We start from the raw sequence: 24,960 nt of genomic DNA, 5'->3' as shown, positions 1-24,960 counted from the left end.
CGTGCCTCTTCTCAGCCTCGGGAAGTCCCTCCGGTAGATGAACTTAGCTGCTCCAGCTCCTCGTCGACACGGGCCTGGTGCTCGGCGAGGTCGGCCCGGGCCTGCTTGGGCCGCCACCGCCCGACCATCACGAAGATCAACGGCAGGAACACCGCCTCGCCGCCGACGCAGACCCACCACCAGTTCTGCCACTGGCCCGGCGTGGCCGCGGCGGCCGCCTGCACCTCGGCGGCGTGCTCCTGGAGGAAGGCCAGGTCGGCCTTGGGCACGGCCGCGGCGGCCTGGAGCCGTTGCAGCGCGGTGGCCTGGTCGACGTTCTCGGCCTGCATGATCTCGGCGACGGCCTTGGCGCCGGCCGCCGGATCGGTCGGGTTGCGGCCCAGGGTGCCGAGCGTCGCCGGGTCGACCGCGCCGAGCGTCTTGATCTGGGGCTCGTACTTGGCGGCCAGCGTGGCGACCTCGCCGCCGTACTGCACGAGCGGCGTCATCGACGTCACGACGAACGGCAGCGCGAACACCGACAGCGCCACCACGGCCCGGATGATCCAGCCCCACACGGCCAGACCCGTTGCCGTCAAAGCGGGATTGATGCGCTCGACGGTCTCGGTGAAGCTGGCCATCCACGGCGCGTAGGCCACGGCCATGAACACCGCGAGCACGCTGATCACCCAGACGAAGGTGTAGTAGCCGGTGCCGGTGCCGAGACCGAGGAACACGATGGTCATCACGATCGCGCCGAGCGCGCCGACCAGCATGAACGGCTTGCGCACGGCCAGCCGGTCGGACAGCACGCCGACCACGATCAGCGACAGCGCGTCGATGCCCCAGAACCAGTTCCCGATGCCGTTGGCCTGGGCCAGGCTGAAGCCGTAGATGGTGGTGAAGTAGATGGTGAAGAAGCCGACCGCGGTGTAGTAGATGATCAGGAACACCGAGATGGCGAAGGCGCTGCCGACCACGCGCATGGTCATCATCTGCCGCCACGGCCGTTCGATCGCCTTGCTGACGTCGATGCCGGCCGCGCGGGCCTCGATCAGCGCCTTGTCGTGCAGGCTGACCATGAGCTGGTCCCGCAGGTTGGGCGACAGCTCGCGCAGCCCGAACAGCGCGATCACGAACACGACCAGTCCGACGATGCCGCAGATGACGAACTGGGAGCGCCAGTCGGGCAGCACGGAGATCGTGTTGCTGGAGACCTCGGACAGCACCAGGCTGCCGACCACCGGCCCCAGCGTCCAGAACCCCATCGCCGAGGCCCGGCCCAGCTGTGGCGAGAAGTCCCGCACCAGCGCGGGCGTCGCCACCAGGATGATGCCTTCGACGAAGCTGACCACCGCGAACAGCACGCCGAAGGTCAGCTGGTCGGGGGCGTTGGGCAGGCCGAACAGCGTCAGCAGGCCGGTCACGCCGAGGCCGTAGGCCACCAGGTTGGCCCGGCCCCACCGGTCGGCCAGCCCGGCCAGCAGCGACGAGAAGGCGCCGACCGCGTTGCCCACCACCGAGATGTAGACGTAGTACGGGAAGGTCATGTGGTAGTGGGCGATGATCTCGGTCGCGACCGCGCCCGGCACATACAGCTCGTAGTAGAGGATCACGGTCGCCGCCACCACGATGCCGAGGTACCAGAAGCGCCGTCGGGTGTCGGGGTAGTGGTCGAGTCGACGTTGCCACAGGACGCTCATCGACGCCTCCTTCGGACTACGGTGTCCGATAGCCTGTGTCACCGGTCACAGGTACGCGGCGGTACTTTAGGGGTTGGCAGAGGGTGGGACAAGAGGGCTCACTGGCCAGGCGGCACGACGACGCTCCGGGGCTGCCCCGGGGCCGCTCCAGCCTGCCGGCCGACGAGGTTCGCGCCGCTCAGCGGCAGCGCCTGCTCACCGCGACCGTCGCCGCGGTGGCCGCCGTCGGCTTCTCGGCCATCACCGTCGCCGACATCGTCCGCGGCGCCCGCGTCTCCCGGGCCGCCTTCTACGCGCACTTCAGCGACAAGGAGGACTGCTTCCTCGCGGCCACCGCCTACGGCGGCAACCTCCTGGTCGACGCGGTCATCGGCGCCACCCGCGCCCTGCCCGCGGACTCTTCCCCGAGGCGATCCTGCGCGCATCCTGCCGGGCGTTCCTGCGTTTCCTGGCCGACGAGCCCGCTTTCGCCCGCGTCTTCTACGTGGACATGCCGGCGGCCGGCGCCGGGGCCGTGAACCGTATGGACGCCGCCCAGCACCGTTTCGCCGAGCTCAACCGCGCCTGGCACCGGCATGCCCTCAACCACCACCCCGACTGGCCCACCGTGCCGTACGACGCCTACCTCGCGCTGGCCGGCGCCACCACGGAGTTGGTCAGCGTGCGGGTCCGTCACAACCGGGCCGCCGAACTGCCCGCGCTGGAGGACACGTTGGTGGCGCTGCATTTGGCCGTGCTGGCCGGACAACGCTGGCCCTCGTGACAAAGGCCGTCGGGTTCGGCGGCAGCAAGACGACGATACTGGCGGGGTGACGGACCACTGGCACCAGCCGCTACGGCACATCAAGGGCGCGACGCTGACCGGGGACACCAGCCAGACCAGCGGGATGACTCGGCTGGAGGCGATCTCCGGCAAGACCGTCGGCTCCAGCAAGGTGTGGATGGGCGAGACCCACGTCGCCCCGGCGACGAACTCGGGCGACCACCATCACGGCGAGGCGGAGACCGCCATCTACGTGAAGGAGGGCCACCCGGTGTTCGTCTTCGCCGACGGCGACCGGGAGGTCCGGCTGGAGACCGGCCCGGGCGACTACGTGTTCGTGCCGCCGTACGTGCCGCACCGCGAGGAGAATCCGGGCGACGAGCCGGCGGTGGTGATCATCGCCCGGAGCAGCCAGGAGGGCATCGTGGTCAACCTGCCGAGCCTGTGGCCCGATCAGGACCGCTCGTAAGGCGTCTTCTCCCCGGCCTCAACGGAGAACGGCAGGCGGTTGCCCTCGGGCGGCAGCGGGCAGGTGGCGAAGTCGGTGAAGGCGCACGGCAGGTTGACGGCGCGGTTGAAGTCGAGCGTGACGGTGCCGTCGGGGGCGGCGGCAGGCACGGCCAACGACCGGTTGGCGGCGTAGGTGGTGACGCCGCTGGTGCCGTCGGTGAACAGGATGCTGAGCCCGCCGTCCTTGCCGTTGAAGGCGGTGAGCGTGTGCTCGACGCCGTCCCGTGAGAACCGGACGATGCCGGGGGCGGTGTAGACGTGGCTGAGGCCTTCGACAACGGCGCCGACGGTGGTCGGGCGCGGCTGGTCGAAGGGTTCGAACGCGCCGGCGAAGACGAAGGACTCGTCGGGGTCGTAGGACGGCACGCCGTGGAAGTCGCGCAGGACCGAAGCCTTGGGGTCGTGGACCCGGATCAGGTATCCGGAGCGCCGGGCGACCTCGACCTCCAGATTGCCGACGATGATCCGCACGCCGGGCCCGCTGTTGATCAGCGAGAGCCGAAGGACCTCGGTGACGGGCTGGCCGTCATAGGTGACGGAAGCGCCCTGCGGATCGAAATACGCCGCCTCGGCGTCCTGCCACCACAGCCCCGGCAGCCCGGGATAAGACCGGGCGCTGTCCTCCAGCCAGTCCAGGGAGACCAGCGCCAGCCACCCGTACGGGTCAGCCAGCGCCTGCTCACGTTCGGTGTGCCATGCCTGCCATTCGCCCGCGAAAGTCATACCGAGCACAACGCCGGCCACCGCCGGGGAATTTCGTGTCTCACCAGATGGACACGGGAACGAATGACGGCGAGGGCATGTCCGGGTCGAACGGGAACATCGGCCGCTCGATGCCTCGGTGTCCGAGGCGAAGCAGGTCCTGGTCGACGCCGCCGGGCGTCAGCGCCAGCAGCCAGTCGGCGGCCAGGTCGTACAGCTCGGGCTCGAGGTACCCGATCTTGACGATGACCAGGTCGGCGGTGCGCGGCGACAGCCCGAGGGCCAGGAAGTCGGATTCGAGGTGGTACGGCTTGCGTCGCTCGGTGACGATCACCTTGAGCCCGCCGACCCCGAGCACCACGGCCGTGCCGGCAACCGGGTCGTCGGCATCGACCGCCTCCACGACAGCGTCCAGCGGCACCGGGCCGCAGGGACCGGAGTCGATGTGCCCGCCGACCGACACCTCGACGCGGTTGCCGACGCCGGCCCGCACGGCGGCCGCGGTGGCCGCCGGATCGACGATCTGGGCGTAGATCGTGGTCCGCTCAAGGACTTCCGGCATGCCCAGCAGCTCGTGCAGGCTCCACGACGTGTCGCCGGCCCCGCCGGCCGTCGGATTGTCGCCGGAGTCGCTGATGAAGAACGGCCGGGCGTCACTGGCCAGCGCCTGCGCCACGCACTCGCCCAGACTTCCCGTCGGCGCAACGAAAGCGAAGTCGTGCCGGGCGTCCCAATAGGCCTGCGCCAAGCGGGCAGCCTGTGCCTCGATCACTGAACGATCATCGCCGGTGACGACGATCGCGGCCTGGCAACGGGGTTCGTCGGCCCAGGCGTAGCCGACCCAGATGGCGGCGTCGAGAACCCCGGGCAGGGCCTCGACTTCGTCCACCATGGCGTACACGCCGCGGGCGGGCTCGATGCGGGTGCTGGTCTTCTCGCCGGGCAGCAGCACCGGCACCTGCACCCATGCCTTCAACGGCTTTCCGCCGTCACGCAAGCGAGTGACCAGGTTCCGCACGGCCCGTTCCCGCGTGTCCCAGGCGTCGGTGTGCGGGGCCTTGCGGTAGCACGTGATCAGGTCCAAGGCGCGGGCCAGCCGATGGGAAACGTTGCCGTGCAAGTCCATCGACGCCGACACCAGAACATCGGGACCGATGATCGCCCGGATGCCCTCGATCAGATCGGCCTCGACGTCGACCCGGCCGACCACGCTCATCGCACCGTGGATGTCGAAGAACAGCCCGTCCAACGGCCCGCACGAGCGCAGCCGGGCGTAGATCTCCTCGGACAGCGCGGCGTAGGTCTGTTCGGTGACGGCCCCGCCGGGCAGCGACACGGCGTGCAGCAGCGGCACCCACTCCACGTCAGCATCGAGAAACGCATACCGGGCAAGCAGGTCGTCGCCACGGGTGATGCGGAAGTCGTCCACCGTGGTCCGATGGGGCGAGAAGGTGCTGGACTCGATGGCAATGCCGGCGATCCCGATCCGCATCAGCGCGATTCCCCTCGAAGTGCCTCGTCCAGAACGGATTCCAGGGCCAGCGAGCCGGCCCCGAGCAGTCCCGCGTCGGCCCCGCCGAACACGGTGTCGATGCGCAGCCGCCGCGTGGCCAGCGGCAGACACCGTTCGTACAACGCCCCACGCGCGGCGGCGACAAAGGCCTCGCAGCCGGCCAAAGCGCCGCCCAGCAACACGGCGTCGGGGTTGGCGAAGTTGACCACCGTCGCCAACACCTCGCCCAGCAGCCCGCCGGCCCGCCGAACCGCGGTCATCACCGTGACATCCTCGGTGGCGGCCAACAGATCGCTGGTGCTGTGCAGGCCAAGTTGCGCCACCAGGGCCGCGCCGCTGGCCACGGTCTCCAGGCAGCCGTGGTTGCCGCAGCTGCACGGCCGGTCGCCGCCGGCCGGGATGCGCACGTGGCTGATGTCCCCGGCGGCCCCGTCGCGACCGCGGTGCAGACGCCCGTCGACGACCAGCCCCGAGCCGATGCCGGTGCCGGCCTTGACCACGACCAGCGTCTCCCCCGGCGCACCGCGGCGAGCCTGCCCCAGCGCCATCAGGTTGGCGTCGTTGTCGATCACCACTGGCACCTCGAACAGCCGCTGCAACGCTTCGCGGGCCGGAAACCCGCGCCAGCCGGGCATTCGGGACGGCAGCGTCACGGTGCCGGCAACGACGTCGACCGGCCCGGGCAGCCCGACGCCGACGCCGAGCCACCGCCCCGGCGGTCGCGGCAGGGCGTGCACGGCGGCGGAGATTTCACCGAGCAGCAAAGTCGGCTCGGTGTCGATGCTGATCGGCAGCTCGTGGGTGGCGAGCAACGACCCGGTCATGTCCATGGGGCCGAGGCGCACGTGCCGGGAGCCGATGTCGATGGTCCAGACGTGACCGAAGCCCGGGTTCACGGTCAGCAGCCGCGGCCGGCGACCGCCGTGTGAACGGCCTTCGCCCTGCTCGACCAGAACTCCGGCGGACAGCAGCGCCTGCACGCGAAGGTTCACTGTGGACGGTGGCAGCCCGAGCCCGACCGCGAGCTCGTTGCGGGAGGTGGCCCGGCCGGCGGCGACCAGCTCGACCACCCGCGCGGCGCTCGCCTCAAGCCCGTGCATCGTTGACACATTTCTGGTTCAAGTGTCGAGAACCTTTGCTCGCGCGACCCTCAGCTGGGCCTGGCCGTGAGTATAGTCAGCCCGAAACTCGCAGCAAGCGGACTTACAACAGTTTTGTTGGAAGTGAGGCGGGATGCGACGGAGGCTCGGCCGGCTGGCCGCCCTGATGTGTTGTCTGGCGTTGGCCGCGTGCACCGGCGGCCAGGTGCGGCACGGCGTCGGCGGCCCGAACACCGTGAGCTTCGCGCTGCCGCCCTCGGCCGCCCCGAACTGGATCCTGCCGCTGCCGATCCCCGGCTACACCGCCAGCTACAACGGTGTCATTCAGTCGGCGCTGTTCCTGCCGCTCTACGCCTACGACGGCTCCTCCGGCGCGGTCGCCCTCGACGACAAGGCCAGCGCGGCCGACGCTCCCGTGTACGCGCCCGACGGCAAGTCGGTGACGATCACGCTCAAGCCGCTGAGCTGGTCCGACGGCACGCCGCTGACCAGCGCCGACGTCCAGTTCTGGTTCGACATGGTGCGCGCGGCCAAGGACGAGTGGGCGGTCTACTCCAAGGGCCTGATGCCCGACGACGTCACCGACTTCCACGTCGTCGACGACCACACCTTCACGCTCACCCTGGACAAGACGTACAACCCGGGCTGGTTCACGGCCAACCAGCTGGCGCTGATGGCGCCGCTGCCCAAGCACGCCTGGAGCCACGACACCGATCCGCGCAAGAACTTCGACTACCTGGTGTCCCAGGCCAAGAACCTGGGCGGGTACAACTCCAGTCCACTGTGGAAGGTCGTCGACGGCCCGTTCGAGTTGCAGTCGTTCTCCCCCACCGGCCAGGTCACGCTGGCCAAGAACCCGCACTACACCGGGGAAGACGCCGCGCACCTGGACAAGGTCACCTTCCTGACGTTCACCAGCTCGGCCGCCGAGTACAACGTGCTGCTGGCCGGCGGCGTCGACTACGGCTACGTGCCGACCACGAACCTGGGCCAGAAGCCGAAACTGGAGTCGTTGGGCTACCGGATCGAGCCGTGGAACGGCTGGTCCATCACCTACATCCCGTACAACTTCAACAATCCGGCGCTGGGAAACGTCTTCAAGCAGCTGTACATCAGGCAGGCGATCCAGCACACGGTCGACCAGCAGGCCATCTCGCAAGTGATCTGGCGCGGCACCGCCACTCCCGGCCACGGCCCGGTGCCGCAGGACAACGACCCGACCTTCCTGTCGGAGAGCCAGAAGAACGATCCCTACCCGTTCGATCTGGACGCGGCGAAAAAGCTCCTCGGCGATCACGGCTGGCAGCCCGGCGCGGACGGTGTCCGGACCTGCCAGGAACCGAAGAAATGTGGCCAGGGCATCGACAAGGGCACGCGGCTGTCGATGACGCTGCTGACCGAATCCGGTTCGGACGAGACCGACGGCACCATGCAGGAGCTCAAGTCCGAGCTGTCGAAGGTCGGCATCGAGCTGCGGATCAACGCCCAGCCGCTGAACACCGTGCTGGCCAACGGAAGCACGTGCGAGCCGAGCAGCCCGGCCTGCGCCTGGCAGCTGTCGTACTTCGGCACGCAGGGCAGCTGGTACTTCCCGGCCTATCCCAGCGGCGAGCAGCTGTTCGCCACCGACGCCGGGGTCAACTTCGGCAACTACCGGGACAAGCCGACCGACGATCTGATCGCCGCGTCCACGCTGTCCACCTCGCCCCAGGCCATGGTCGACTACAGCGCCCGGCTGGCCGAGCAGCTGCCGGTGATCTGGATGCCCAACCCGCCCTACCAGGTGTCGGCCATCGACACCTCGCTCGGCGGCATCACGCAGGATCCCCTGGCGGGCCTGCAACCCCAGCGCTGGTACCGGAGGTGACACCATGACGAGATTCCTGGCCCGCCGACTGCTGTTGGCGCTGCTCGTGGTCTTCCTGGTCACGGTGGTGACCTTCGTGATCCTGCATTTGCTGCCCGGCGGTCCGGCCCGCGGCGTGCTCGGCGTCAAGGCCACCCCGGCGCAGATCGACGCCTTCAACAAGAGCCAAGGTTTCGACCAGTCGATTCCCGTGCAGTACTGGGACTATCTGCTCCGGCTGCTGCACGGCGACCTCGGCTCCTCCTACACGCTCAACACCGACGTCAGCACGCTGCTGGCCGAGCGGCTGCCGAAAACCCTGGTGCTGACGGCAACTTCCACCATTCTGGGCATTCTGGTGGCACTGCCGCTGGGCGTGTGGCAGGCGACCCGCCGCGGCCGGGCGCTGGACGTGGTCAGCACCGGGCTGGCCTTCGTGCTGTACGCGACGCCGGTGTTCTTCCTGTCGCTGGTGCTGATCATCCTGTTCGCCCAGGTCTGGCCGATCTTCCCGGCCCAGGCGGCGCAGGGCGACACCGTGGCCGACCTGTTGTCCCAACCGGGATCGCTGGTGCTGCCGGTGATTGCCGGCGGGGCGGCCACCGCCGTCGCCTACAGCCGATACATGCGCTCGTCCACAGTGGACAACCTGGCCGAGGACTACGTCCGCACGGCCCGGGCCAAGGGCACGCCGGAGCGCACGATCCTGTGGCGGCACGTCTGGCCGAACTCGCTGACCTCGGTGGTGTCGCTGATCGGCTACTCGATCCCGGTGGTGTTCGGCGGCTCGCTGGTGGTGGAGTCGATGTTCAACTACCCGGGCGTCGGACTGCTGTTCTGGACCGCCGCCCGCAACGCCGACTTCCCGGTGCTGCTCGGCGTGGTGCTGGTGATCGCGGTGACCACGGTGCTCGGGTCGCTGCTGGCCGACGTGCTGCAACTGCTGATCGACCCGCGGGTCCGGGTGCCGGGAGCGAAGTCATGACCATGATGCCCGCCCGATTCCGCCTGCGCAGCAACCGATTGGCCGTCGCCGGCACGGTGATCCTGCTGCTGGTGCTGGCTTTCTGCCTGCTCGGCCCGCTGCTCTACCACACCGACCAGGTGCACACCGACCTCGGCGCGTCCCGGCTTTCCCCTGGGCAGCAGGGACATCCGCTCGGCACCGACGACCTCGGCTACGACGTGCTGGGCCGACTGATGGTCGCCGGCCGGACCTCGCTGGCCATCGGCGTGCTGGCCGGCCTGCTGGCCACGGCCATCGGCGCGATCTGGGGCGCGCTCGCCGGCTACGCCGGCGGTTGGCTCGACGCGGTGCTGATGCGCGTCGTCGACACCGGCGTGGCCATTCCCGCACTGTTCCTGCTGCTCGTCGCGGCCACGCTGATCACGCCATCGGTGCTGGTGCTGTCACTGGTGATCGGCTGCGTGTCCTGGCTGGTGCCGGCGCGGTTGCTGCGGGCCGAGGCGGCGACGTTGCGGGAACGGGACTTCATCAAGGCCATCACGGTGATGGGCGCCGGCCGGCTGCGGGTGGTGTTCAGCCACCTGCTGCCCAACGCGGTCGGCACGCTGGTGGTGGCCGGCACCCTCCAGATCGCCGAGGCGATCCTGCTGGTGGCGTACGTGAGCTTCCTCGGGCTTGGCGTGCCGCCGCCGGCCACCGACTGGGGCGCGATGCTGAGCAAGGGCATCACGTACACCTATGACGGCGCGTGGTGGCTGATCCTGCCGCCCGGCATCGCGATCGTGCTGGTGGTCTGCGCGATCAACTTCGTCGGCGACGGGCTGCGCGACGCGTTCGCGGCGAGGGGGCGGGCATGAGTGTTCTGGACATCGCCGACCTGCGGGTCAGCTACGGTTCCGCCGTCGCCGTCGACGGCCTGTCGGTGACCGTGTCCAGGGGCGAGATCGTCGCCCTCGTCGGCGAGTCGGGCTCGGGCAAGAGCACGGTCGCGCTGGCGGCGCTCGGCCTGCTCCCCCGGTCCGCCACCGTGGCCGGCACGATCACGGTGGCCGGCAAGAACATCGCCGAAGCAACCGGCGAAGAGCTGCGGCAGCTGCGCGGGCGTGGCGCGGGCATGGTGTTCCAGGAGCCGATGACCGCGCTGAACCCGTTGCACACCATCGGCTTCCAGGTCGCCGAGGCAATACGCAACCATGACGCCAAGCCACAACGACACAAGCGCTACCACGACCACGTTGTCACACTCCTCGAACGCGTCGGCGTGCCGGAGGCGGCCAAACGGCTCAAGCAGTATCCGCACCAGCTTTCCGGCGGCCTGCGGCAACGCGTGCTGATCGCCATCGCGATCGCCGCCGGCCCCGGGCTGATCCTGGCCGACGAGCCGACCACGTCCCTCGATGTCACCGTGCAGCAGCAGATCCTCGATCTGCTGCGGGACATCCGCGACACCGAGGGCACCGGCACGCTGCTGATCACCCACAACCTCGGCGTGGTGGCCGACGTCGCCGACCGGGTGCTGGTGCTGCGCAACGGAAAGGTCGTCGAGGAGGCGGACACCGAGACACTGTTCGCCGCCCCGAAGGCCGACTACACCAAGAAACTCCTGGCCGCCGTGCCGAAACTCGGCGACACCCGGCACGAGGAACAGCCGGCCGTCGAGAACCCGGTGCTCAGGCTGGACAACATCGTGGTGGAGTACCACGGTCGCCGCGTCGTCGACGACGTGTCGCTGCACGTCGGCCGCGGCGAGATCGTCGGCCTGGTCGGCGAGTCCGGCTCCGGCAAGACCACACTGGCCCAGTGCGCGCTCGGTCTGGTCAAGCCCAGGTCCGGCATGGTCACCCTCTTCGACGGCAAGCTGGACCGCCGCCGCCTTGGCGTGGTGTTCCAGGACCCGGCGTCCTCTTTGGACCCGACCAAGACCGTGGCGCAGACCATCGCCGAGCCGCTGGTGATCCACACCAGGGCCGGCAGGGCCGAGCGGCTGCGCAAGGTCCGGGAGCTGATGGACGCCGTCGAGCTGCCGCACACCCTGCTGGACCGCCGCGGCCACGAGTTGTCCGGCGGCCAGCGGCAACGGGTCAGCCTGGCCCGGGCCGTGGTGCTGGGACCGGATCTGCTGATCGCCGACGAGCCGACCAGCGCCCTGGACGTCTCGGTGCAGGCGGCGGTACTGGACGTGCTGGAGCGGCTGCACGCGGAGTTCGGCTTCGGCTGCCTGTTCATCAGCCACGATCTCGCGGTGGTTGATCGCGTCTGTGAGCGGGTTGCCGTGCTGCGGGCCGGCCACCTGGTCGAGCAGGGGCCGTGCGCCACCGTGCTGCACCAGCCCACGCACCCGTACACGCAGGCCCTGCTGCTCGCCTCGCCCGTGCCGGATCCGGCCGCACAGCGCGACCGACGGCGGCTGACCAGCGCCTGAGCCGGCCGGGCCGCTGACGGCGGTGCGTGACCCACCGGCTACAGTCCGGTCCATGAACACGGTGGTGTGGCTGGCGTTCGGCCTCGGCTGGACGCTGGTGTTCCTGATCAGCTTCCTGATCGACCGCCGCCGGCTGCGCAACGGTGTGTACCTCGTGTTCGCGCTGTTCTTCCTGTCCTTCGCCGGGCTCGGCGCCGCCAGGTCGGTGTCGCCGTGGCTGGCCGTGGTCCCGCTGGCGCTGCTGGCCATCGGCGTGCCGCTGACCACGGTGGCGCTGACCGTGTTCCTGTTCGTCAACGGCTTCACCATGATCCGGCGCGAAGGGCTGCGGCTGTCCTCGGTGCTGACCACGCTGGCCGGCCTGGTGATCGTCGCCTTCTTCGGGCTGACGCTGCTGGCCGTCGGCTCCGAGAACCGGTTCCTGATCTCGGCGTTCATCGGCATCGGCGGCATGCTGTTCTACATCTCGTTCGTGTTCTGCTGTTTCCTGCTGTACTCGGTGTTCTACGGCCGGGTGCGGCAGCGCCAGGACGTGGACTTCGTGGTGGTGCTGGGCGCCGGGCTGATCCGCGGCGAGGTGTCCAAGCTGCTGGCCGGCCGGCTGGACCGCGGCCGGCAGGTGTGGGAGCGGGTGCGGGGCCGTGGCGGCGCGCCGCTGATGATCACGTCTGGCGGGCAGGGCGCGGACGAGCCCGTGTCGGAGGCCCGGGCGATGGCCGACTACCTGATCTCCACCGGCGTGCCGGCCGAGGCCATCCGGCTCGAGGACAAGTCCACCACCACGCTGGAGAACCTGACCTTCAGCCGGCGGATCATGCTGGCCGACAAGCCGGACTACCGCTGCACCATCGTCACGAGCAACTATCACGTGCTGCGGGCCGCGCTGTACGCCCGGCGGGCCAAGGTGAACGGGCAGGTGCTCGGCGCGCCGACGGCCCGCTACTTCTGGCCCAACGCCTTCCTGCGCGAGTTCGTGGCCGTGCTGGTGGAGAACCGGTGGAAGAACATCGTGCTGTGCCTGATGTTCGGGGCTGTCGGGCTCATCGGTCTGGTCAAGTGAACTTAGGGGCAACCGCGTAGATCCGGAGGCGGTGCCCCTTGGGGCATGGCCCACCATCTGCGGTTATGCGCCAAGTGATCCCCCTGCTGCTGGCCGCCGTCACCGTGACGGCCTGCGGTCAGCCCGCCAAGTCACCGCCCCCGGCCGCCGCGCCGACATCGACGTCGGCCTCCCCGTCGGTCGAGGGCGACACGTTCCAGGACGGCGGCTCGGTCGACACCTGCAAGTACATCGGGCACTCGGAGGCGGAGGCGCTGCTGGGCGCCAAGGCCGTCGCCGCCGGCAAGCTCACGCACATCACCGAGAACGACAGCACCTGTGCCTACGCCGCCGCCGACGCCACTGTGGACGGCTTCAAGCTGGCCGTGAGCGTCACCGTGTTCACCGGGCCGCTCGGCCCGACCACCGTCACGGAGTTCCAGGGCGACAACGACACCGCCCGTCCGGTCGACGGCCTGGGCTATGCGGCGGCGCGGTCGGCCAACGGCGCCCAGTTCGCCGCGACCAAGGGCAACCGGGGCTGCCTGGTGGCCGTGATGATCGAACAGCCGTCCGACCCGGACGGGACCTCGGCCAAGGAATCCGCGATCTGCAAGAAGGTGTTGGGCTGACATGCGCATCGTGATCACTCTGCTGCTGGCCGCCGTCGCCGCCACCGGCTGTGCCGCCGCCCAGACCACGTCCTCCGGTGCGCCGGCGGCCACCACCGGCTCGTCGGCGACGGCCGGCAAGCCGGTCGACGCCTGCAAGTTCTTCACCCAGGCCGACGCCGAGTCGATGCTGGGCATGCCGACCGGGCCGGCCAAGAACGAGTCGGCCTCGCCGGTCGGCTCCACCTGCGCCTACCACCCGTCGGGCGCGGCAACGCCGGGCACCCGGGTGGCGCTGAGCATCGGCTTCGGCGAGTTCTCCGGCACCGGCACGCTGTCCGATTTCAAGGACGGGTGGCCGGACGCCGTCGACGTCACCGGTTTCCCCTACCCGGCCATGCGTAACGCCAACGGCACCAACTTCGCCATGCAGGGCAACGACCGGGGCTGCGGGCTGATCATGAGCATCAAGAAGCCGGCCGACCCGGACGCCTTCGCCCGCCAGGTGGGCGCGATCTGCGCCAAGGCGCTCGCCAGCTGATGGACCCGAGGTCAATTGACATAGCGTTCACTATCCGAGTAGCGTCGGCTATGTGACCAGGCTGACCAGGGCAGAGGCCAAGGCGCGCACCCGGGAGCTGCTGCTGGATGCGGCGGCCCGGGTGTTCGCGCAGAAGGGCCTGGCCGGCGCGTCGGTTGACGAGATCGCCGAGGCGGCCGGCTACTCGATCGGGGCGGTGTACTCGAACTTCGGCGGCAAGGAGCAGCTGTTCGTCGAGCTGCTCAAGGAGAGAGCCAACGACCGGGTCACCCAGGCCACCGCGATCGCCGCCGACGCCGAGCCGGCGCAGGCCCAGCGGGCGTTCAGCCGGCTGCTGGTCGAGGTGGCCGACAAGGACGTCGACTTCGCGCCGCTGCAGGCCGAGTTCTGGCTGTACGCCGTGCGCAATCCCGAGCTGATGGAGGCCTACGCCGAGCGGATGCGGGAGCCGCGGGACCTGCTCACCCAGCTGGTCGCGCGGTCGGTGCCGGACCCGGAGCGGGCCGGCGAGCTGTCCGCCATCGTCATCGCGCTGTTCCAGGGGCTGGTGCGGATGCGCCGGGTGGATCCGGACAGCGTGCCCGACGAGCTGTTCGGCCACGCCCTGCGCTGGCTTTTCACCGGCGCTCTGGCAGATGAGGAGCCGCAATGACCGCACCGTCCCTGCTCGCGCTGCTCGATCCCGCGCTCAGACAGGACCCGTACCCGACCTTCCGGCAGTGGCGGGAGACCGCGCCGATCTCCGGCGGCAACGGCCAGCCGCTGATCGTGACCCGTCAGCAGGACTGCTCGACCGTGTTGCGGGACAGCCGGTTCGGCCACGCCGAGGGCGAGCAGACCGGCCCGCTGAACAGCACTCCCCGCCGCAGCGCAGCTTCCTCGGCATGAACCCGCCGGACCACACCCGGCTGCGCGGGCTGGTGTCGAAGGCGTTCACCCGCAAGGTGGTCGAGCGGCTGACGCCGATGATCGAGCAGACCACCGCCGAGCTGGTCTCCGCGGCACTGGCTGAGGGAAATCTGGGCAACACCGTCAACCTGATGGACGCGATCGCCCGCCCGCTGCCGGTCGCGGTGATCTGCGAGCTGCTGGACGTGCCGGTCGAGGACCGGGACCTGGTCGTCGCCTGGTCGCACGACATGGCCCGCGGCCTCGACCCCGACTTCCTCATCCCGGAAGGCGTGCGGGACCGGCAGTTCAAGGCCCGCGAGGCGTTCCGGCAGTACATGCAGCAGCTGGCCGACAAGCGCCGCGCCGACCCCGGCGAGGACCTGCTGTCCGGGCTGGTGCAGGTGCAGGAGGCCGGTGACGTGCTGACCGAGGCCGAGCTGCTGACCACGTGCATCCTGCTGCTGATCGCCGGGCACGAGACCACCGTCAACCTCATCGGCAACGGCACCCTCGCGCTGCTGCGCAACCCGGGCGAGCTGGCCCGGCTGCGGGCCGAGCCGGCGCTGGCCGAGCGGGCCGTCGAGGAGTTCCTGCGCTACGACCCGCCGGTGCAGTTCACCGCCCGGATCGCCTTGCAGGACGCCAAGGTCGGCTCGTTCGACGCGCCCGCCGGCAGCGCCGCCATCCTGCTGTTCGGCGCGGCCAACCGGGATCCCGAGGTGTGCGAGAACCCGGACACCCTGGACATCGGGCGGGAGCCGGCGCGGCACCTGGCCTTCGGGCACGGGCCGCACTTCTGCCTCGGCGCGCCGCTGGCCCGGCTGGAGGGGCGGATCGTGTTCGAGGCGCTGGCCCGGCTGGACGGGCTGGAGCTGGCCGGCGAGCCGACGTACAACGACAACATCATCCTGCGCGGGCTGAAAGAGCTGCCGGTGCGGATAGCCTGAGGTTCATGGTCTTCACGCTGAGCACGCCGCTGCCCGGGGACGCCGCCGTCGGGCGGGTGCTGGTCACCGGGGCGGCGGGGCGGATCGGATCCGGGTTCCTGCGGCACGTGGCCGGCCGGTACGTGCTGCGGGCCACCGACGTCCGGCCGCTGGAGTTCTCCGACTACGTGCCGGCCGACCTCGGCGACACGGATGCGTTGGCCCGGGCCTGCGCGGAGGTGGACACCGTCGTCCATCTCGGGGCCGATCCCAGCCTGGCCGCCGACTGGGAGTCGTTGCTGCCCAACAACATCGTCGGCTGCCGCAACGTGTTCGAGGCCGCGGCGCAGGCCGGCGTGCGGCGGGTGGTGTTCGCGTCGTCGGTGCACGCCGTGTCCGGATATCCGGCCGGCAAACAGATTTCCGCCGACGACCCGGTCAACCCCGGCAATCTCTACGGCGTCACCAAGGTTTTCGGCGAGGCCCTCGGCCGCTACTACGCCGAGCAGCGGGGCCTGTCGGTGATCGCGCTGCGCATCGGCGCCTTCCACACCGCGGGCACGCAGCCGGAACCCTTGCCGTACAACGAGTTCCTCCACCTGCTGGAGACCGACCTGTACGAGATCATGATCCGCGCCATCGAGGTTCGCGGCATTCGGTACGCCGTGGTCAACGCCATCAGCGACCAGGTCGGCGGCCGCCTCGACATGACCGCGACACGGGAGCTGCTGGGCTAGCCCCAGCGGTCAACCACGCAGCCAGCCGCGAAGTTCGGCGTACACACGGGGATGGCGCAGCAGGGCGTTGTGGCTGACGCCGCCGAGGGTCCGCCGGTCGGCCGTCTGGGTCGAGTCGGTGGCGCTGGCCGGCGTGACGAGCAGATCGCCGAACACCCGGCCGGGCCAGCTGTCGGGATCGCGGGCCAGTGTGGCGGCGACGAACAGCTGCCGGCCGACCCGCTCGGAGGCGGCGATCCGGCCGTGCCGCAGGTCCTTGATGCCGGCGCTGCGCAGCACGAACAGCGTGGCCAGCGGCGCGGACTGGCGGAACAGGCCGATCGTGCGGCCGACGGCCTCGGCCGCCCGCTCGACGTCGGAACCCTGGTGCGGGGTGCCGAGGCAGACGACGTCGCCGACCACGCCCGCGCAGGGCAAGCCGTCGGTGACCGCGTGGTGCACGGCGCTGCGGGCCACCAGGCCGCCCATGGAGTGTCCGACCAGCGAGAGCCGTTCGATCGGCACGGGCCAGTTGGCGACGACCTCGTCAAGCAGCAACGCCAGCTCACGCCCGTTGTCGGCGACAGGGCGGCCGCTGTTGTAGCGCACCCGAAGCACGCTCGCGCCGAGGTCCTCGGCCAGGCCGCGCCCGAAGTCGACCCGGTCCTCCGCCGCGTCCTGCTGCCACCACTCCTCGTTCTCCAGCAGGCCGTGCACCAGCACGATCACGTGCGGCGAGGCATCTTGGCATTGGCGCAGCGCTGCCAGCGGCAGGTCCGCCCCGTCGGCCCGCAACCGCATCGGCGTGGCCAGCGCGGCGTAGCGACCGGTGAGGCTGTCCCCGACCGCCCCATTCAGCGCCGCGCCGATCCGCCGGCCGGCCACCGTGCTCTGGAACGGCCGGTAGTGACGTCCGATGCCGGTGGTCGTCAGGGTGAGGTCGGCCACCGCGCCGCCGATCGTGATGCCGGCGCTGACACACGCGTAGACGAAGCCCGACAGCACTCCGGTCCGGGAGATCGCCCGATGCGTCCGCGCGACCAACCCGACCGCGCCGGCGGCCGCGTCGAACACCAGCCGTGCGGCCGTCGTCAGCTCGTCACCCTGCTCGTCGTCGGTGATACGCCATCACCTCCGCGACCAAGGCTAGCGGGGGGCATGTGACCAGCACATGCCCCCGCCGGGCAGATCACAGGCTCTTGGCCAGCCTCTCCGCCAGGACCTTGGTGAACTGGGCCGGGTCGGGCAGCTCGCCGCCCTCGGCCAGCAGGGCCATGCCGTAGAGCAGCTCGGCGGTCTCCCCCAGCTCGGTCTCGTGCCCGCCGGCCGTGAACGCGGTTCGCATGCCGGTGACCAGCGCGTGCTCCGGGTTGAGCTCCAGCACCCGCTTCACCGCCGGCACCGGCTGCCCCATCGCCCGGTACATCTTCTCCAGCGTGGGCGTGAGGTCGCCGGCCTCGCCGACCAGGCAGGCCGGCGAGGTGGTGAGCCGGGACGACAGCCGCACCTGCTTGACGCTGTCCTCGAGACTCGACGACAGCCAGGTGAGCAGCGGCTCGAACTCGCCGGCCTCCTCCGACTTCTCGGAGTCCAGGTCGACCTGGCCCTTGGCCACCGACTGGAACTTCTTGCCCCGGTACTCGTCGCCGGCGTCGACCCACATCTCGTCGATGGCGTCGGTCAGGATGAGGACCTCGAGGCCCTTGGCCCGGAACGCCTCCAGGTGCGGGGAGCTCTCCACGATCGACCGGGACGCGCCGGTCATGTAGTAGATGTGCTCCTGGCCCTCGGGCAGCCGGTCGACGTAGTCGGCCAGCGTGGTCGGCTTCTCGGCGTCGTGGGTCGACGCGAAGGAGGCGATGTCCAGCAGCGTCTCGCGGTTCTCGGCGTCGGAGAGCAGGCCCTCCTTGACCGCGGGCCCGAACTCGGACCAGAAGGTCGCGTACTTCTCCGGCGACTCGGCCATCATGGTCTTCACGGTGGCCAGCACCCGCTTGACCAGGCGGCGGCGCATCAGCTGGATCTGCCGGTCCTGCTGGAGGATCTCGCGGGACACGTTGAGCGACAGGTCGGCCGCGTCCACCACGCCCTTGACGAAGCGCAGGTACTCGGGCATGAGCGCTTCGCAGTCGTCCATGATGAACACCCGCTTGACGTACAGCTGCACGCCGCGCTTGCGCTCCCGCATGAACAGGTCGTACGGCGCCTTGGCCGGCAGGAACAGCAGCGCCTGGTACTCGAACGTGCCCTCGGCCTTGACCTGGATCATCTCAAGGGGGTCATTCCAGTCCCGGCTGATGTGCTTGTAGAACTCGGTGTACTCCTCGGCCGGCACCTCGTCCTTGGACCGGGCCCACAGCGCCTTGCCCGAGTTCACCGTCTCGAACTCGCGGGTGGTCCTGTCCTCGACCGTGCGCTCCACCTCGAGCTTCACCGGCCAGGTGATGAAGTCCGAGTACCGCGTGACGATCTCCCGCAGCTTCCACTCGGCGGTGTAGTCGTACAGGTGGTCCTCGGTGTCCTCGGGCTTGAGCTTGAGGATCACCGACGTCCCCTGCGGGGCGTCGTCCACCGTCTCGATGGTGTACGTGCCCTCGCCGGCCGACTCCCAGCGGGTGCCGGCCGCCTCGCCGGCCTTGCGGGTCAGCAGCGTGACGTGGTCGGCCACCATGAACGAGGAGTAGAAGCCGACGCCGAACTGGCCGATCAGGTCCTGCGAGGCCGAGGAGTCCTTGGACTCCTTGAGCTTGCGCAGGAACTCGGCCGTGCCGGACTTGGCGATGGTGCCGATCAGGCCGACCACCTCGTCCCGGGACATGCCGATGCCGTTGTCCCGCACGGTCAGCGTGCGCTCGACCCGGTCGGCGACCAGCTCGATGCGCAGGTCCGAGGTGTCGGCCGCGAGGTCCTTGTCGCGGTAGGTCTCCAGGCGGAGCTTGTCCAGCGCGTCGGAGGCGTTGGAGATCAGCTCACGCAGGAAGGTGTCCTTGTTCGAGTAGATCGAGTGCACCATGAGCTGGAGCAGCTGGCGCGCCTCGGCCTGGAACTCGAGCGTCTCGACTGGCGTGTTCACCGGGAATCCTTTCGCTGTTCGCACCGGCGGCCCGGCGTCGAGCACCGGGCCACCGAACAACGCAGGATACCGGGGCAGCGGCCGATCGAAGCTTGGAAGGGGCCTTCCTGCACTCGGAGTGCAGGAAGGCCCCCTTCCAAGCAAAGAGCGGGGCTAGGGAGCGGTGACCTGGACTGTGGCGGTTCGGGTCACGGTGTTGGCGCCGGCGGCCCTGACGGTCACGGTGACCTGGTAGCTGCCGGGCTTGGTGCCGGGTGGTGGTACGAGGGCGACGGTCTGCTGCGTGGGCACGTGGTTCGAGCGGAGCAGCAGCGCGCCGGGGTGGACGGTCCAGCCGCCGGAGGCGGATAACGAGATCGGTAACGCCCCCGGCGCCTGACCCACCACGTCGACGCTCGCGCCGCGGACCGACGCGTCCACGTGCCGGCGCGAGTCCGGCTCGGCACGGCCGACCGACGGCGGCTGGTCCCGGTCGGCGGTGGCCCAGCGCGACGGCGAACTGCCGACGTTGACGGTGAGCGTGCCGCCGGCGGCCAGGTCGCTCCAGTTGAGCCAGCTGCCGTTGACCGCCCGGCCGTTGAGCGACACGGTCTGCACGTACCGGTTCACATCCGTGACCCCGGGCGCGCTGACGGTGAAGCTCTTCTGTCCGGAGTGGACGGTCATGCTCGGGAACTGCGGGCTGGACAGGGCCAGGAACTGCCCGCCCGACACCGTCGGGTAGAAGCCCAGCGAGGAGAACACGTACCAGGCGCTCATGGTGCCCAGGTCGTCGTTGCCGGTCATGCCGTTGGGGCCGGTGGTGAACAGCGTCATCGCCGCCCGCACCACGGTCGCCGTCTTGGCCGGCGCGCCCGCCCACAGGTACATGTACGGGGCCAGCAGGTCGGGCTCGTTGTTCGGGTTGTAGGTCGGCTTGCTGTAGTAGTCGTACGGGCTGGCGATCCAGTCGTCGTGCACGGTCCGGCCGACGTCCGACAGCAGGTGCGGGTAGGCGAAGAACGCGTCCAGCCGCCGCTCGGCCGCCTCCCGGCCGCCCATCAGCTGCACCAGCCCGGCCGGGTCCTGCGGCACCAGCCACTGGTACTGGTACGCGCCGCCCTCGTGGAACTGGTGGTCGGCCGGCACCGGGTCGTACGGGGTGAGGAACGTGCCGTCGGTGGTGCGCGGCCGGAACATGCCGATCGACGGGTCCCACAGGTTGCGGTAGAACTGCCCGCGCGCGGCGAACATCTTGGCGTCGGACTTGTGTCCGAGGCCGTCGGCCATCAGCGCCAGCGCGGCGTCGGCCAGCGAGTACTCCAGGGTGGACGACGCCGGGTGGTCGCAGTCGTTGTCGCCGCCCTTGTCGGCACAGTCGGCGCCGCGCTTGAGCCCGGACGGGATGTAGCCGCGGTCGGCGTAGTACGGCACACCGGTGCGCCCGTTGTACGGCGAATTGGCCGGCGGCAGGCTGGTCGCGTTGGCCTTGAGCAGCCCGTACGCCTCCTGCTCGTGACCGCGCAGCAGGCCCTTGGACCAGGCCTCGACCAGGAACGGTGTCACCGGGTCGCCGGTCATGATGTTGGTCTCGCTGTTGGCCAGCGCCCAGCGCGGCAGCCAGCCGCCGTCCCGACCGGCCGCCACCACCGACAGCGCCACGTCCCGTGCCACGTCGGCGTGCAGCATCTCCAGCAGCTGGTTCTGCGGCCGGTAGGTGTCCCACAGCGAGAAGTTCTGGTACGGCGTGAAGTCGCTGGCCCGGTGCACCCGGTTGTCGAAGCCGGCGTAGCGGCCGTCCACGTCGCCGGCCAGGTTCGGGTGCAGCTGGGCGTGGTAGAGCGAGGTGTAGAAGGCGGTCTGCCGGTCCTGGCTGCCGCCGCCGACCTCGATGCTGTTCAGCTCGCTGACCCACGCGTCGTGCAGCCGCTGCCGCACGGTGTTGAAGTCGTACGAGCCGCCGGTCTCCTGCTGGAGATTGGCCCGCGCGCCGGCCGGGCCGGTGTAGGACAGGCCGACCTTGAGCGTGACGGTGTGCTGCTGGGAGGCGTCGAAGGTGACCCACGCGCCGTTGCCGCCGGCGCCGGAGGCGTCCCGCGAACCGGCGGTGGTCGTGCTGTCGCGCCAGGTCCCGTACGAGGCGAAGGGGCGGTCGAAGCTGGCGGTGAAGTAGACGGTGTGCTCGTCGTGCCCGGCGCAGAAGCCGCCGTCGTGCACGCGTCCCTCGACCGTGTGGTTGTCGACGACGTGGACCTCTGAGTCGAGCACCGACTGGTTCGCCTTGCCGGTGTTGAACAGGACGTTTGCCTGCCCGGTCGAGGGGAACGTGTAGCGCTGCCACCCGGTCCGCGGCGTGGCCGTGAGCTCGGCGTTCACGCCGTAGGTGGACAGACCGACCCGGTAGTAACCGGGAGTGGCCTGCTCGTCACCGTGTGAATAGGCCGAGGCGTAGTGGGCCGGGTCCACCGAGGACACGTCGCCGGTGGTCGGCATGACCGGCACTTCGCCCATCACGCCACAGCCGACCCCGGACAGATGGGTCTGGCTGAAACCGTAGATGGCGTTCTGGTCGTAGTCGTAGCCGCCCTGGCCGCCGGTGTCCGGACTGACCTGCACCATGCCGAACGGGGCGCTCGGGCCGGGAAAGGTGTTGCCGAAGTTCTCGGTGCCCACGAACGGGTTCACCAACGTCGTCGGATCGGTGGAGGCGGCGGCCGCGGGCGAACCCACCGTGACCGTCAGAAAGCCCGCCACCAGCGCCGAAACCGCCGTCGCCGCACGGATCCGCATACGGCCCACCCCTTACGGTAGCCAGCTGATTACGTGCTGCACTAGACCAATGCGTGCCGACCGTGTCAATCAACCGCTCCACGTGCCGCCGAACAGATGCGCCGTTTGAGTGAAGATCTACATGTCCGACTCTTCACCGGGCCTGATGAGCGACTAAGTTGTCTGACCGACCGCCGTCGAGTGGAGGCGTCATGAACATGGACGCGCGTCCCGACGGCAGGCGTTGGATGGGTGTCGGCCAATCCAACACCACCGAACCGAGGACAGCAGCGGCACAGGCAGCCACCACCGCCCTCAGTGGGGCGGATCCCAAGCTGCTCATCGTCTTCTCGGCGATCACGTACGACCCGGCGCTGGTGCGCGCCGGTGTCCGGGACGTGGTCGGCCCGGACGTGCCGGTGATCGGCTGCACCACGCGCGGCGAGATCTGCGGCGGCGGCGCCAACGACGGCACCGTGGTGGTGGCGGCCATCGGCGGCCCCGGTTTCGCCGTAACCACGGCCGCGGCCGAGGACGTGCGGGGCCGGCAGCGCGAGGCCGGCGAGGAATTGGGTCGCAGCGTGACCGAAATTCCGAACCTGCCCCATCGCGTGCTCGTATTGCTGACCGACGGGTTGGTCCGCGAGCAGGAGCAGATCGTGCGGGGCTGTTACAGCGTGCTGGGCGCCAGTGTGCCGCTGTTCGGCGGTTCCGGCGCCGATGGCTGGCGGATGAAGCAGGCGTATCTGCTGTCCGGCGACCGGGTGCTGACCAACGCCGTGGTGGCCGCGACGATCCACTCCGAGGCGCCGCTGTCGGTCGGCGTGCGGCACGGCTTCCGCACGGTCGGCGAGCCGATGATCGTCACCGGCAGTCGCGACGGGCGCATCCAGACCGTGGACGACCGGCCGGCGCTGGACGTCTACCTGGAGCGGCTCGGCGCGCCGCCGGAGGCGTACACCGACAAGGAGGCGCTGATGCGGTTCGCGCTGCCGCGGCCGCTTGGCCTGCAGCGCCGCAACAGTGTCGACGCACGCAACGTCAGCACCCAGATCGACCTGGAAGGCCGGTCGCTCGGCGGCGGCGGCAACTTCGACCACGGCGGCCTGGTGTGGGCCATGACCGGCGACGAGCAGTCCATCCTGGCCGCCACCGACGCCGCCTGCCAGGAGGCACTGGCCGGGCTGGGCGGGCGGGAACCGGTGGGGCTGCTGACCATCAGCTGCGCGGCGATCCGGGCCATCCTCGACGACGAGGCGCTGCGGCGGGACAACGCCCGGCTGGCCAAGTGGGCCGAGGCGGCCCCGTTCGCCGGCTTCTACGCGTACGGCGAGATCGCCCGGGCCCGCGGCATCCACGGCTTCCACAACCAGACCCTCGCCGTGCTGGCCCTCGGCTAGCGGATGACCAGTTTCGGGGGCGCGTACCACGACGGACAGCAACTGTTGGAGCTGCTGGCCGTGGTGTCGGAGTGCTCGGACGAGGAGTCGGCCGCTTACGCCGCCGTCGAGCGGGCCGCGCGGGCGCTGGACGCCGAGGTCGCCGCGGTGGTCATCGACGACGAGGTGGTCGCGGTCGTCGGCTTCCCGGTGGGCCGGGTCCCGGCGGACGACCTGGTCGCGGTGGCGAACCGCGAACTCGACAACGTTGACGTGCCGGGGGTCGGGCGCTGCCGGGCCATCGCCGCCGACTGGGGTGGCGGCCGGCCCGGGCATCTCGTGCTGGCCCGGTGGGGTGAGCAGGGCTTCTCCGTGGAGGAGCGCAACATCGTGCGGGGCATGGCCCGGCTGCTGGAGCTGGCCCTGACCATGCTGCGCACCTTGCAGGCCGAGCACGAGATGCGGGAGCGCAGCGAGCGGCAGGCCGCCGAGAACGCCGAGCTGCTGGCGTCGTTGCAGCAGCGGCAGCGGCTGCTGGAGCACCTGTTCGACGTGCAGCGGGCCATCTCGCGGCGGCGGCCGCTGCCCCAGGTCCTCGACATGATCGCCGCCGCGGCCCGGCAGCTGCTCGGCGACGGGGCCGTCGGCCTGTGGCTGCGGGACGACTCCGATCCGCAGCGGATCACCCTGGTCGCCGGGGCCGGGCTGGCCGTGGACACCGAACTGGAGACGCCGTCGATGCCGCTGGCCGAGGCCGGCACCGTCGGCGCGGCCATCATGTCCGGCGGCGTCGTGGTGTGCGAGGACGACTCGGCCGACGGCATCGCGTCCATGGCCGCGCCCGTGCACGACTCCGGCACCATCACCGGCGGCCTCGTCGTACTGGCCGAGCGGCCCGGCCGGGTCTACGCGCCGCCCGAGGTGCAGATGCTCCAGTCCTTCGCCGAGCACGTCAGCCTGGCGCTGACCGACGCCAACACCGTCGACCGGATGCACCAGGCGTTCCACGACTCCGTGACCGGCCTGGCCAGCCGCAGCCTGTTCCTGGACCGGCTGTCCCACCAGCTCGAGCTCACCGGGCACGGCGGCTCGCGGGTGGCGCTGCTGTTCATCGACCTCGACCGGTTCAAGGCCATCAACGACACCCTCGGCCACGCCGCCGGCGACACCCTGCTCACCATCACCGCCGACCGGATCGTCGCCCAGCTGCGGGACAGCGACGTCGCCGCCCGCTTCGGCGGCGACGAGTTCGCCGTGATGCTGCAGAACGTCTCCACCCCGGTCGACGCGGCCAAGGTCGCCGACCGCATCCTGCGCGGCCTGCACGAGCCGATGCGCATCGCCGGCCGGCAGTTGCAGGTCAACGCCTCCATCGGCATCACGCTGAGCACCCACGGCATGACCGACCCGGCCGCCCTGGTCCGCCGGGCCGACATCGCCATGTACCGGGCCAAGCGCAACGGCCGCGGCCGCTACGACGTGTTCGCCGACGAGATGCTGCTGGCCTTCACCGACGACCCCTAGGCCATTA

At 70.2% G+C, this 24,960-nt stretch carries 23 protein-coding genes; 16 read left to right on the top strand and 7 right to left on the bottom strand.

Going from position 1 to position 24,960, the window contains the following annotated elements; genetic code table 11:
• Positions 1 to 11: 11 nt before the first annotated feature.
• Positions 12 to 1,682, bottom strand: a complete 1,671-nt coding sequence (locus tag M3Q35_RS03500; protein WP_273940136.1) for an MFS transporter — start codon at positions 1,680 to 1,682, stop codon at positions 12 to 14.
• An 83-nt stretch (positions 1,683 to 1,765) separates the two neighbouring features.
• Here M3Q35_RS03500 and M3Q35_RS03495 point away from each other — a divergent pair, with 83 nt between their 5' ends.
• Genes M3Q35_RS03495 through M3Q35_RS03485 form a run of 3 tightly spaced genes read left to right on the top strand, consistent with a single transcriptional unit; the run spans position 1,766 to position 2,914 of the window.
• Positions 1,766 to 2,200, top strand: coding sequence for a TetR/AcrR family transcriptional regulator (locus M3Q35_RS03495; protein ID WP_273940135.1), 435 nt, complete (start codon positions 1,766 to 1,768; stop codon positions 2,198 to 2,200).
• Positions 2,167 to 2,445: a hypothetical protein gene (locus tag M3Q35_RS03490; protein ID WP_273940134.1), complete on the top strand. Its 279-nt coding sequence runs from the start codon at positions 2,167 to 2,169 to the stop codon at positions 2,443 to 2,445. The genes M3Q35_RS03495 and M3Q35_RS03490 overlap by 34 nt, the downstream gene beginning before the upstream one ends.
• Before the next feature lie 46 nt (positions 2,446 to 2,491).
• Positions 2,492 to 2,914: a cupin domain-containing protein gene (locus M3Q35_RS03485; RefSeq protein ID WP_273940133.1), complete on the top strand. Its 423-nt coding sequence runs from the start codon at positions 2,492 to 2,494 to the stop codon at positions 2,912 to 2,914.
• Here the strand turns inward: M3Q35_RS03485 and M3Q35_RS03480 are convergent.
• The 3 genes from M3Q35_RS03480 to M3Q35_RS03470 are packed head-to-tail and all read right to left on the bottom strand — an operon-like array spanning position 2,899 to position 6,270.
• Positions 2,899 to 3,678: a DUF1684 domain-containing protein gene (locus tag M3Q35_RS03480; RefSeq protein WP_273940132.1), complete on the bottom strand. Its 780-nt coding sequence runs from the start codon at positions 3,676 to 3,678 to the stop codon at positions 2,899 to 2,901. The two genes, M3Q35_RS03485 and M3Q35_RS03480, sit on opposite strands and share 16 nt — an antisense overlap.
• Positions 3,679 to 3,718: 40 nt before the next feature.
• Entirely contained in the window at positions 3,719 to 5,149 is a 1,431-nt protein-coding gene (locus tag M3Q35_RS03475) for a M81 family metallopeptidase (protein WP_273940131.1), read from the bottom strand.
• Positions 5,149 to 6,270, bottom strand: coding sequence for an ROK family transcriptional regulator (locus M3Q35_RS03470; RefSeq protein ID WP_273940130.1), 1,122 nt, complete (start codon positions 6,268 to 6,270; stop codon positions 5,149 to 5,151). Before M3Q35_RS03470 ends, M3Q35_RS03475 begins: the two co-directional genes overlap by 1 nt.
• Before the next feature lie 133 nt (positions 6,271 to 6,403).
• Between M3Q35_RS03470 and M3Q35_RS03465 the strand changes: the two genes are divergently transcribed.
• The 11 genes from M3Q35_RS03465 to M3Q35_RS03415 all read left to right on the top strand — a co-directional run bounded on the left by M3Q35_RS03465 (position 6,404) and on the right by M3Q35_RS03415 (position 16,250).
• Positions 6,404 to 8,137, top strand: coding sequence for a peptide ABC transporter substrate-binding protein (locus M3Q35_RS03465; protein WP_273940129.1), 1,734 nt, complete (start codon positions 6,404 to 6,406; stop codon positions 8,135 to 8,137).
• A 4-nt stretch (positions 8,138 to 8,141) separates the two neighbouring features.
• Positions 8,142 to 9,101 carry an ABC transporter permease gene (locus M3Q35_RS03460; RefSeq protein WP_273940128.1) on the top strand — a complete coding sequence of 320 codons (960 nt, stop codon included), beginning with the start codon at positions 8,142 to 8,144 and terminating at the stop codon, positions 9,099 to 9,101.
• On the top strand, positions 9,098 to 9,940 hold the full coding sequence (locus M3Q35_RS03455) for an ABC transporter permease (protein WP_273940127.1): 843 nt from the start codon (positions 9,098 to 9,100) through the stop codon (positions 9,938 to 9,940). Before M3Q35_RS03460 ends, M3Q35_RS03455 begins: the two co-directional genes overlap by 4 nt.
• The gene (locus M3Q35_RS03450) at positions 9,937 to 11,505 is read left to right on the top strand and encodes a dipeptide ABC transporter ATP-binding protein (RefSeq protein ID WP_273940126.1); all 1,569 of its coding nucleotides are present in this window, start codon (positions 9,937 to 9,939) and stop codon (positions 11,503 to 11,505) included. Before M3Q35_RS03455 ends, M3Q35_RS03450 begins: the two co-directional genes overlap by 4 nt.
• 52 nt (positions 11,506 to 11,557) lie before the next feature.
• Complete coding sequence (locus M3Q35_RS03445; RefSeq protein ID WP_273940125.1) at positions 11,558 to 12,565, top strand: YdcF family protein; 1,008 nt, start codon at positions 11,558 to 11,560, stop codon at positions 12,563 to 12,565.
• 65 nt (positions 12,566 to 12,630) lie between these two features.
• Positions 12,631 to 13,176: a DUF3558 family protein gene (locus M3Q35_RS03440; protein ID WP_273940124.1), complete on the top strand. Its 546-nt coding sequence runs from the start codon at positions 12,631 to 12,633 to the stop codon at positions 13,174 to 13,176.
• Position 13,177: 1 nt separating this feature from the next.
• Positions 13,178 to 13,696 (top strand): hypothetical protein, encoded by a 519-nt coding sequence (locus M3Q35_RS03435; RefSeq protein WP_273940123.1) that lies wholly within the window; start codon positions 13,178 to 13,180, stop codon positions 13,694 to 13,696.
• Between the two features lie 52 nt (positions 13,697 to 13,748).
• Positions 13,749 to 14,348 carry a TetR/AcrR family transcriptional regulator gene (locus M3Q35_RS03430; protein WP_273940122.1) on the top strand — a complete coding sequence of 200 codons (600 nt, stop codon included), beginning with the start codon at positions 13,749 to 13,751 and terminating at the stop codon, positions 14,346 to 14,348.
• Entirely contained in the window at positions 14,345 to 14,584 is a 240-nt protein-coding gene (locus tag M3Q35_RS03425) for a hypothetical protein (protein ID WP_273940121.1), read from the top strand. Before M3Q35_RS03430 ends, M3Q35_RS03425 begins: the two co-directional genes overlap by 4 nt.
• Entirely contained in the window at positions 14,581 to 15,534 is a 954-nt protein-coding gene (locus tag M3Q35_RS03420; protein WP_273940120.1) for a cytochrome P450, read from the top strand. The genes M3Q35_RS03425 and M3Q35_RS03420 overlap by 4 nt, the downstream gene beginning before the upstream one ends.
• 5 nt (positions 15,535 to 15,539) lie before the next feature.
• Entirely contained in the window at positions 15,540 to 16,250 is a 711-nt protein-coding gene (locus tag M3Q35_RS03415) for an NAD-dependent epimerase/dehydratase family protein (RefSeq protein WP_273940119.1), read from the top strand.
• 9 nt (positions 16,251 to 16,259) lie between these two features.
• Here M3Q35_RS03415 and M3Q35_RS03410 read toward each other — a convergent pair whose 3' ends face one another.
• The 3 genes from M3Q35_RS03410 to M3Q35_RS03400 all read right to left on the bottom strand — a co-directional run bounded on the left by M3Q35_RS03410 (position 16,260) and on the right by M3Q35_RS03400 (position 22,071).
• Positions 16,260 to 17,303 carry an esterase/lipase family protein gene (locus tag M3Q35_RS03410; protein WP_273940118.1) on the bottom strand — a complete coding sequence of 348 codons (1,044 nt, stop codon included), beginning with the start codon at positions 17,301 to 17,303 and terminating at the stop codon, positions 16,260 to 16,262.
• 115 nt (positions 17,304 to 17,418) lie between these two features.
• Positions 17,419 to 19,302 carry a molecular chaperone HtpG gene (gene htpG, locus M3Q35_RS03405; RefSeq protein WP_273940117.1) on the bottom strand — a complete coding sequence of 628 codons (1,884 nt, stop codon included), beginning with the start codon at positions 19,300 to 19,302 and terminating at the stop codon, positions 17,419 to 17,421.
• Between the two features lie 153 nt (positions 19,303 to 19,455).
• The gene (locus tag M3Q35_RS03400) at positions 19,456 to 22,071 is read right to left on the bottom strand and encodes a GH92 family glycosyl hydrolase (protein ID WP_273940116.1); all 2,616 of its coding nucleotides are present in this window, start codon (positions 22,069 to 22,071) and stop codon (positions 19,456 to 19,458) included.
• 191 nt (positions 22,072 to 22,262) lie between these two features.
• Here M3Q35_RS03400 and M3Q35_RS03395 point away from each other — a divergent pair, with 191 nt between their 5' ends.
• Positions 22,263 to 23,450: an FIST signal transduction protein gene (locus tag M3Q35_RS03395; RefSeq protein WP_273940114.1), complete on the top strand. Its 1,188-nt coding sequence runs from the start codon at positions 22,263 to 22,265 to the stop codon at positions 23,448 to 23,450.
• Between the two features lie 3 nt (positions 23,451 to 23,453).
• Positions 23,454 to 24,953, top strand: coding sequence for a sensor domain-containing diguanylate cyclase (locus M3Q35_RS03390; RefSeq protein ID WP_273940113.1), 1,500 nt, complete (start codon positions 23,454 to 23,456; stop codon positions 24,951 to 24,953).
• The last annotated feature ends 7 nt before the right edge of the window (positions 24,954 to 24,960 follow it).

The organism is Kutzneria chonburiensis (genome assembly GCF_028622115.1).
GTDB lineage: Bacteria > Actinomycetota > Actinomycetes > Mycobacteriales > Pseudonocardiaceae > Kutzneria > Kutzneria chonburiensis.
This window is presented reverse-complemented; position numbering and strand designations above follow the sequence as displayed.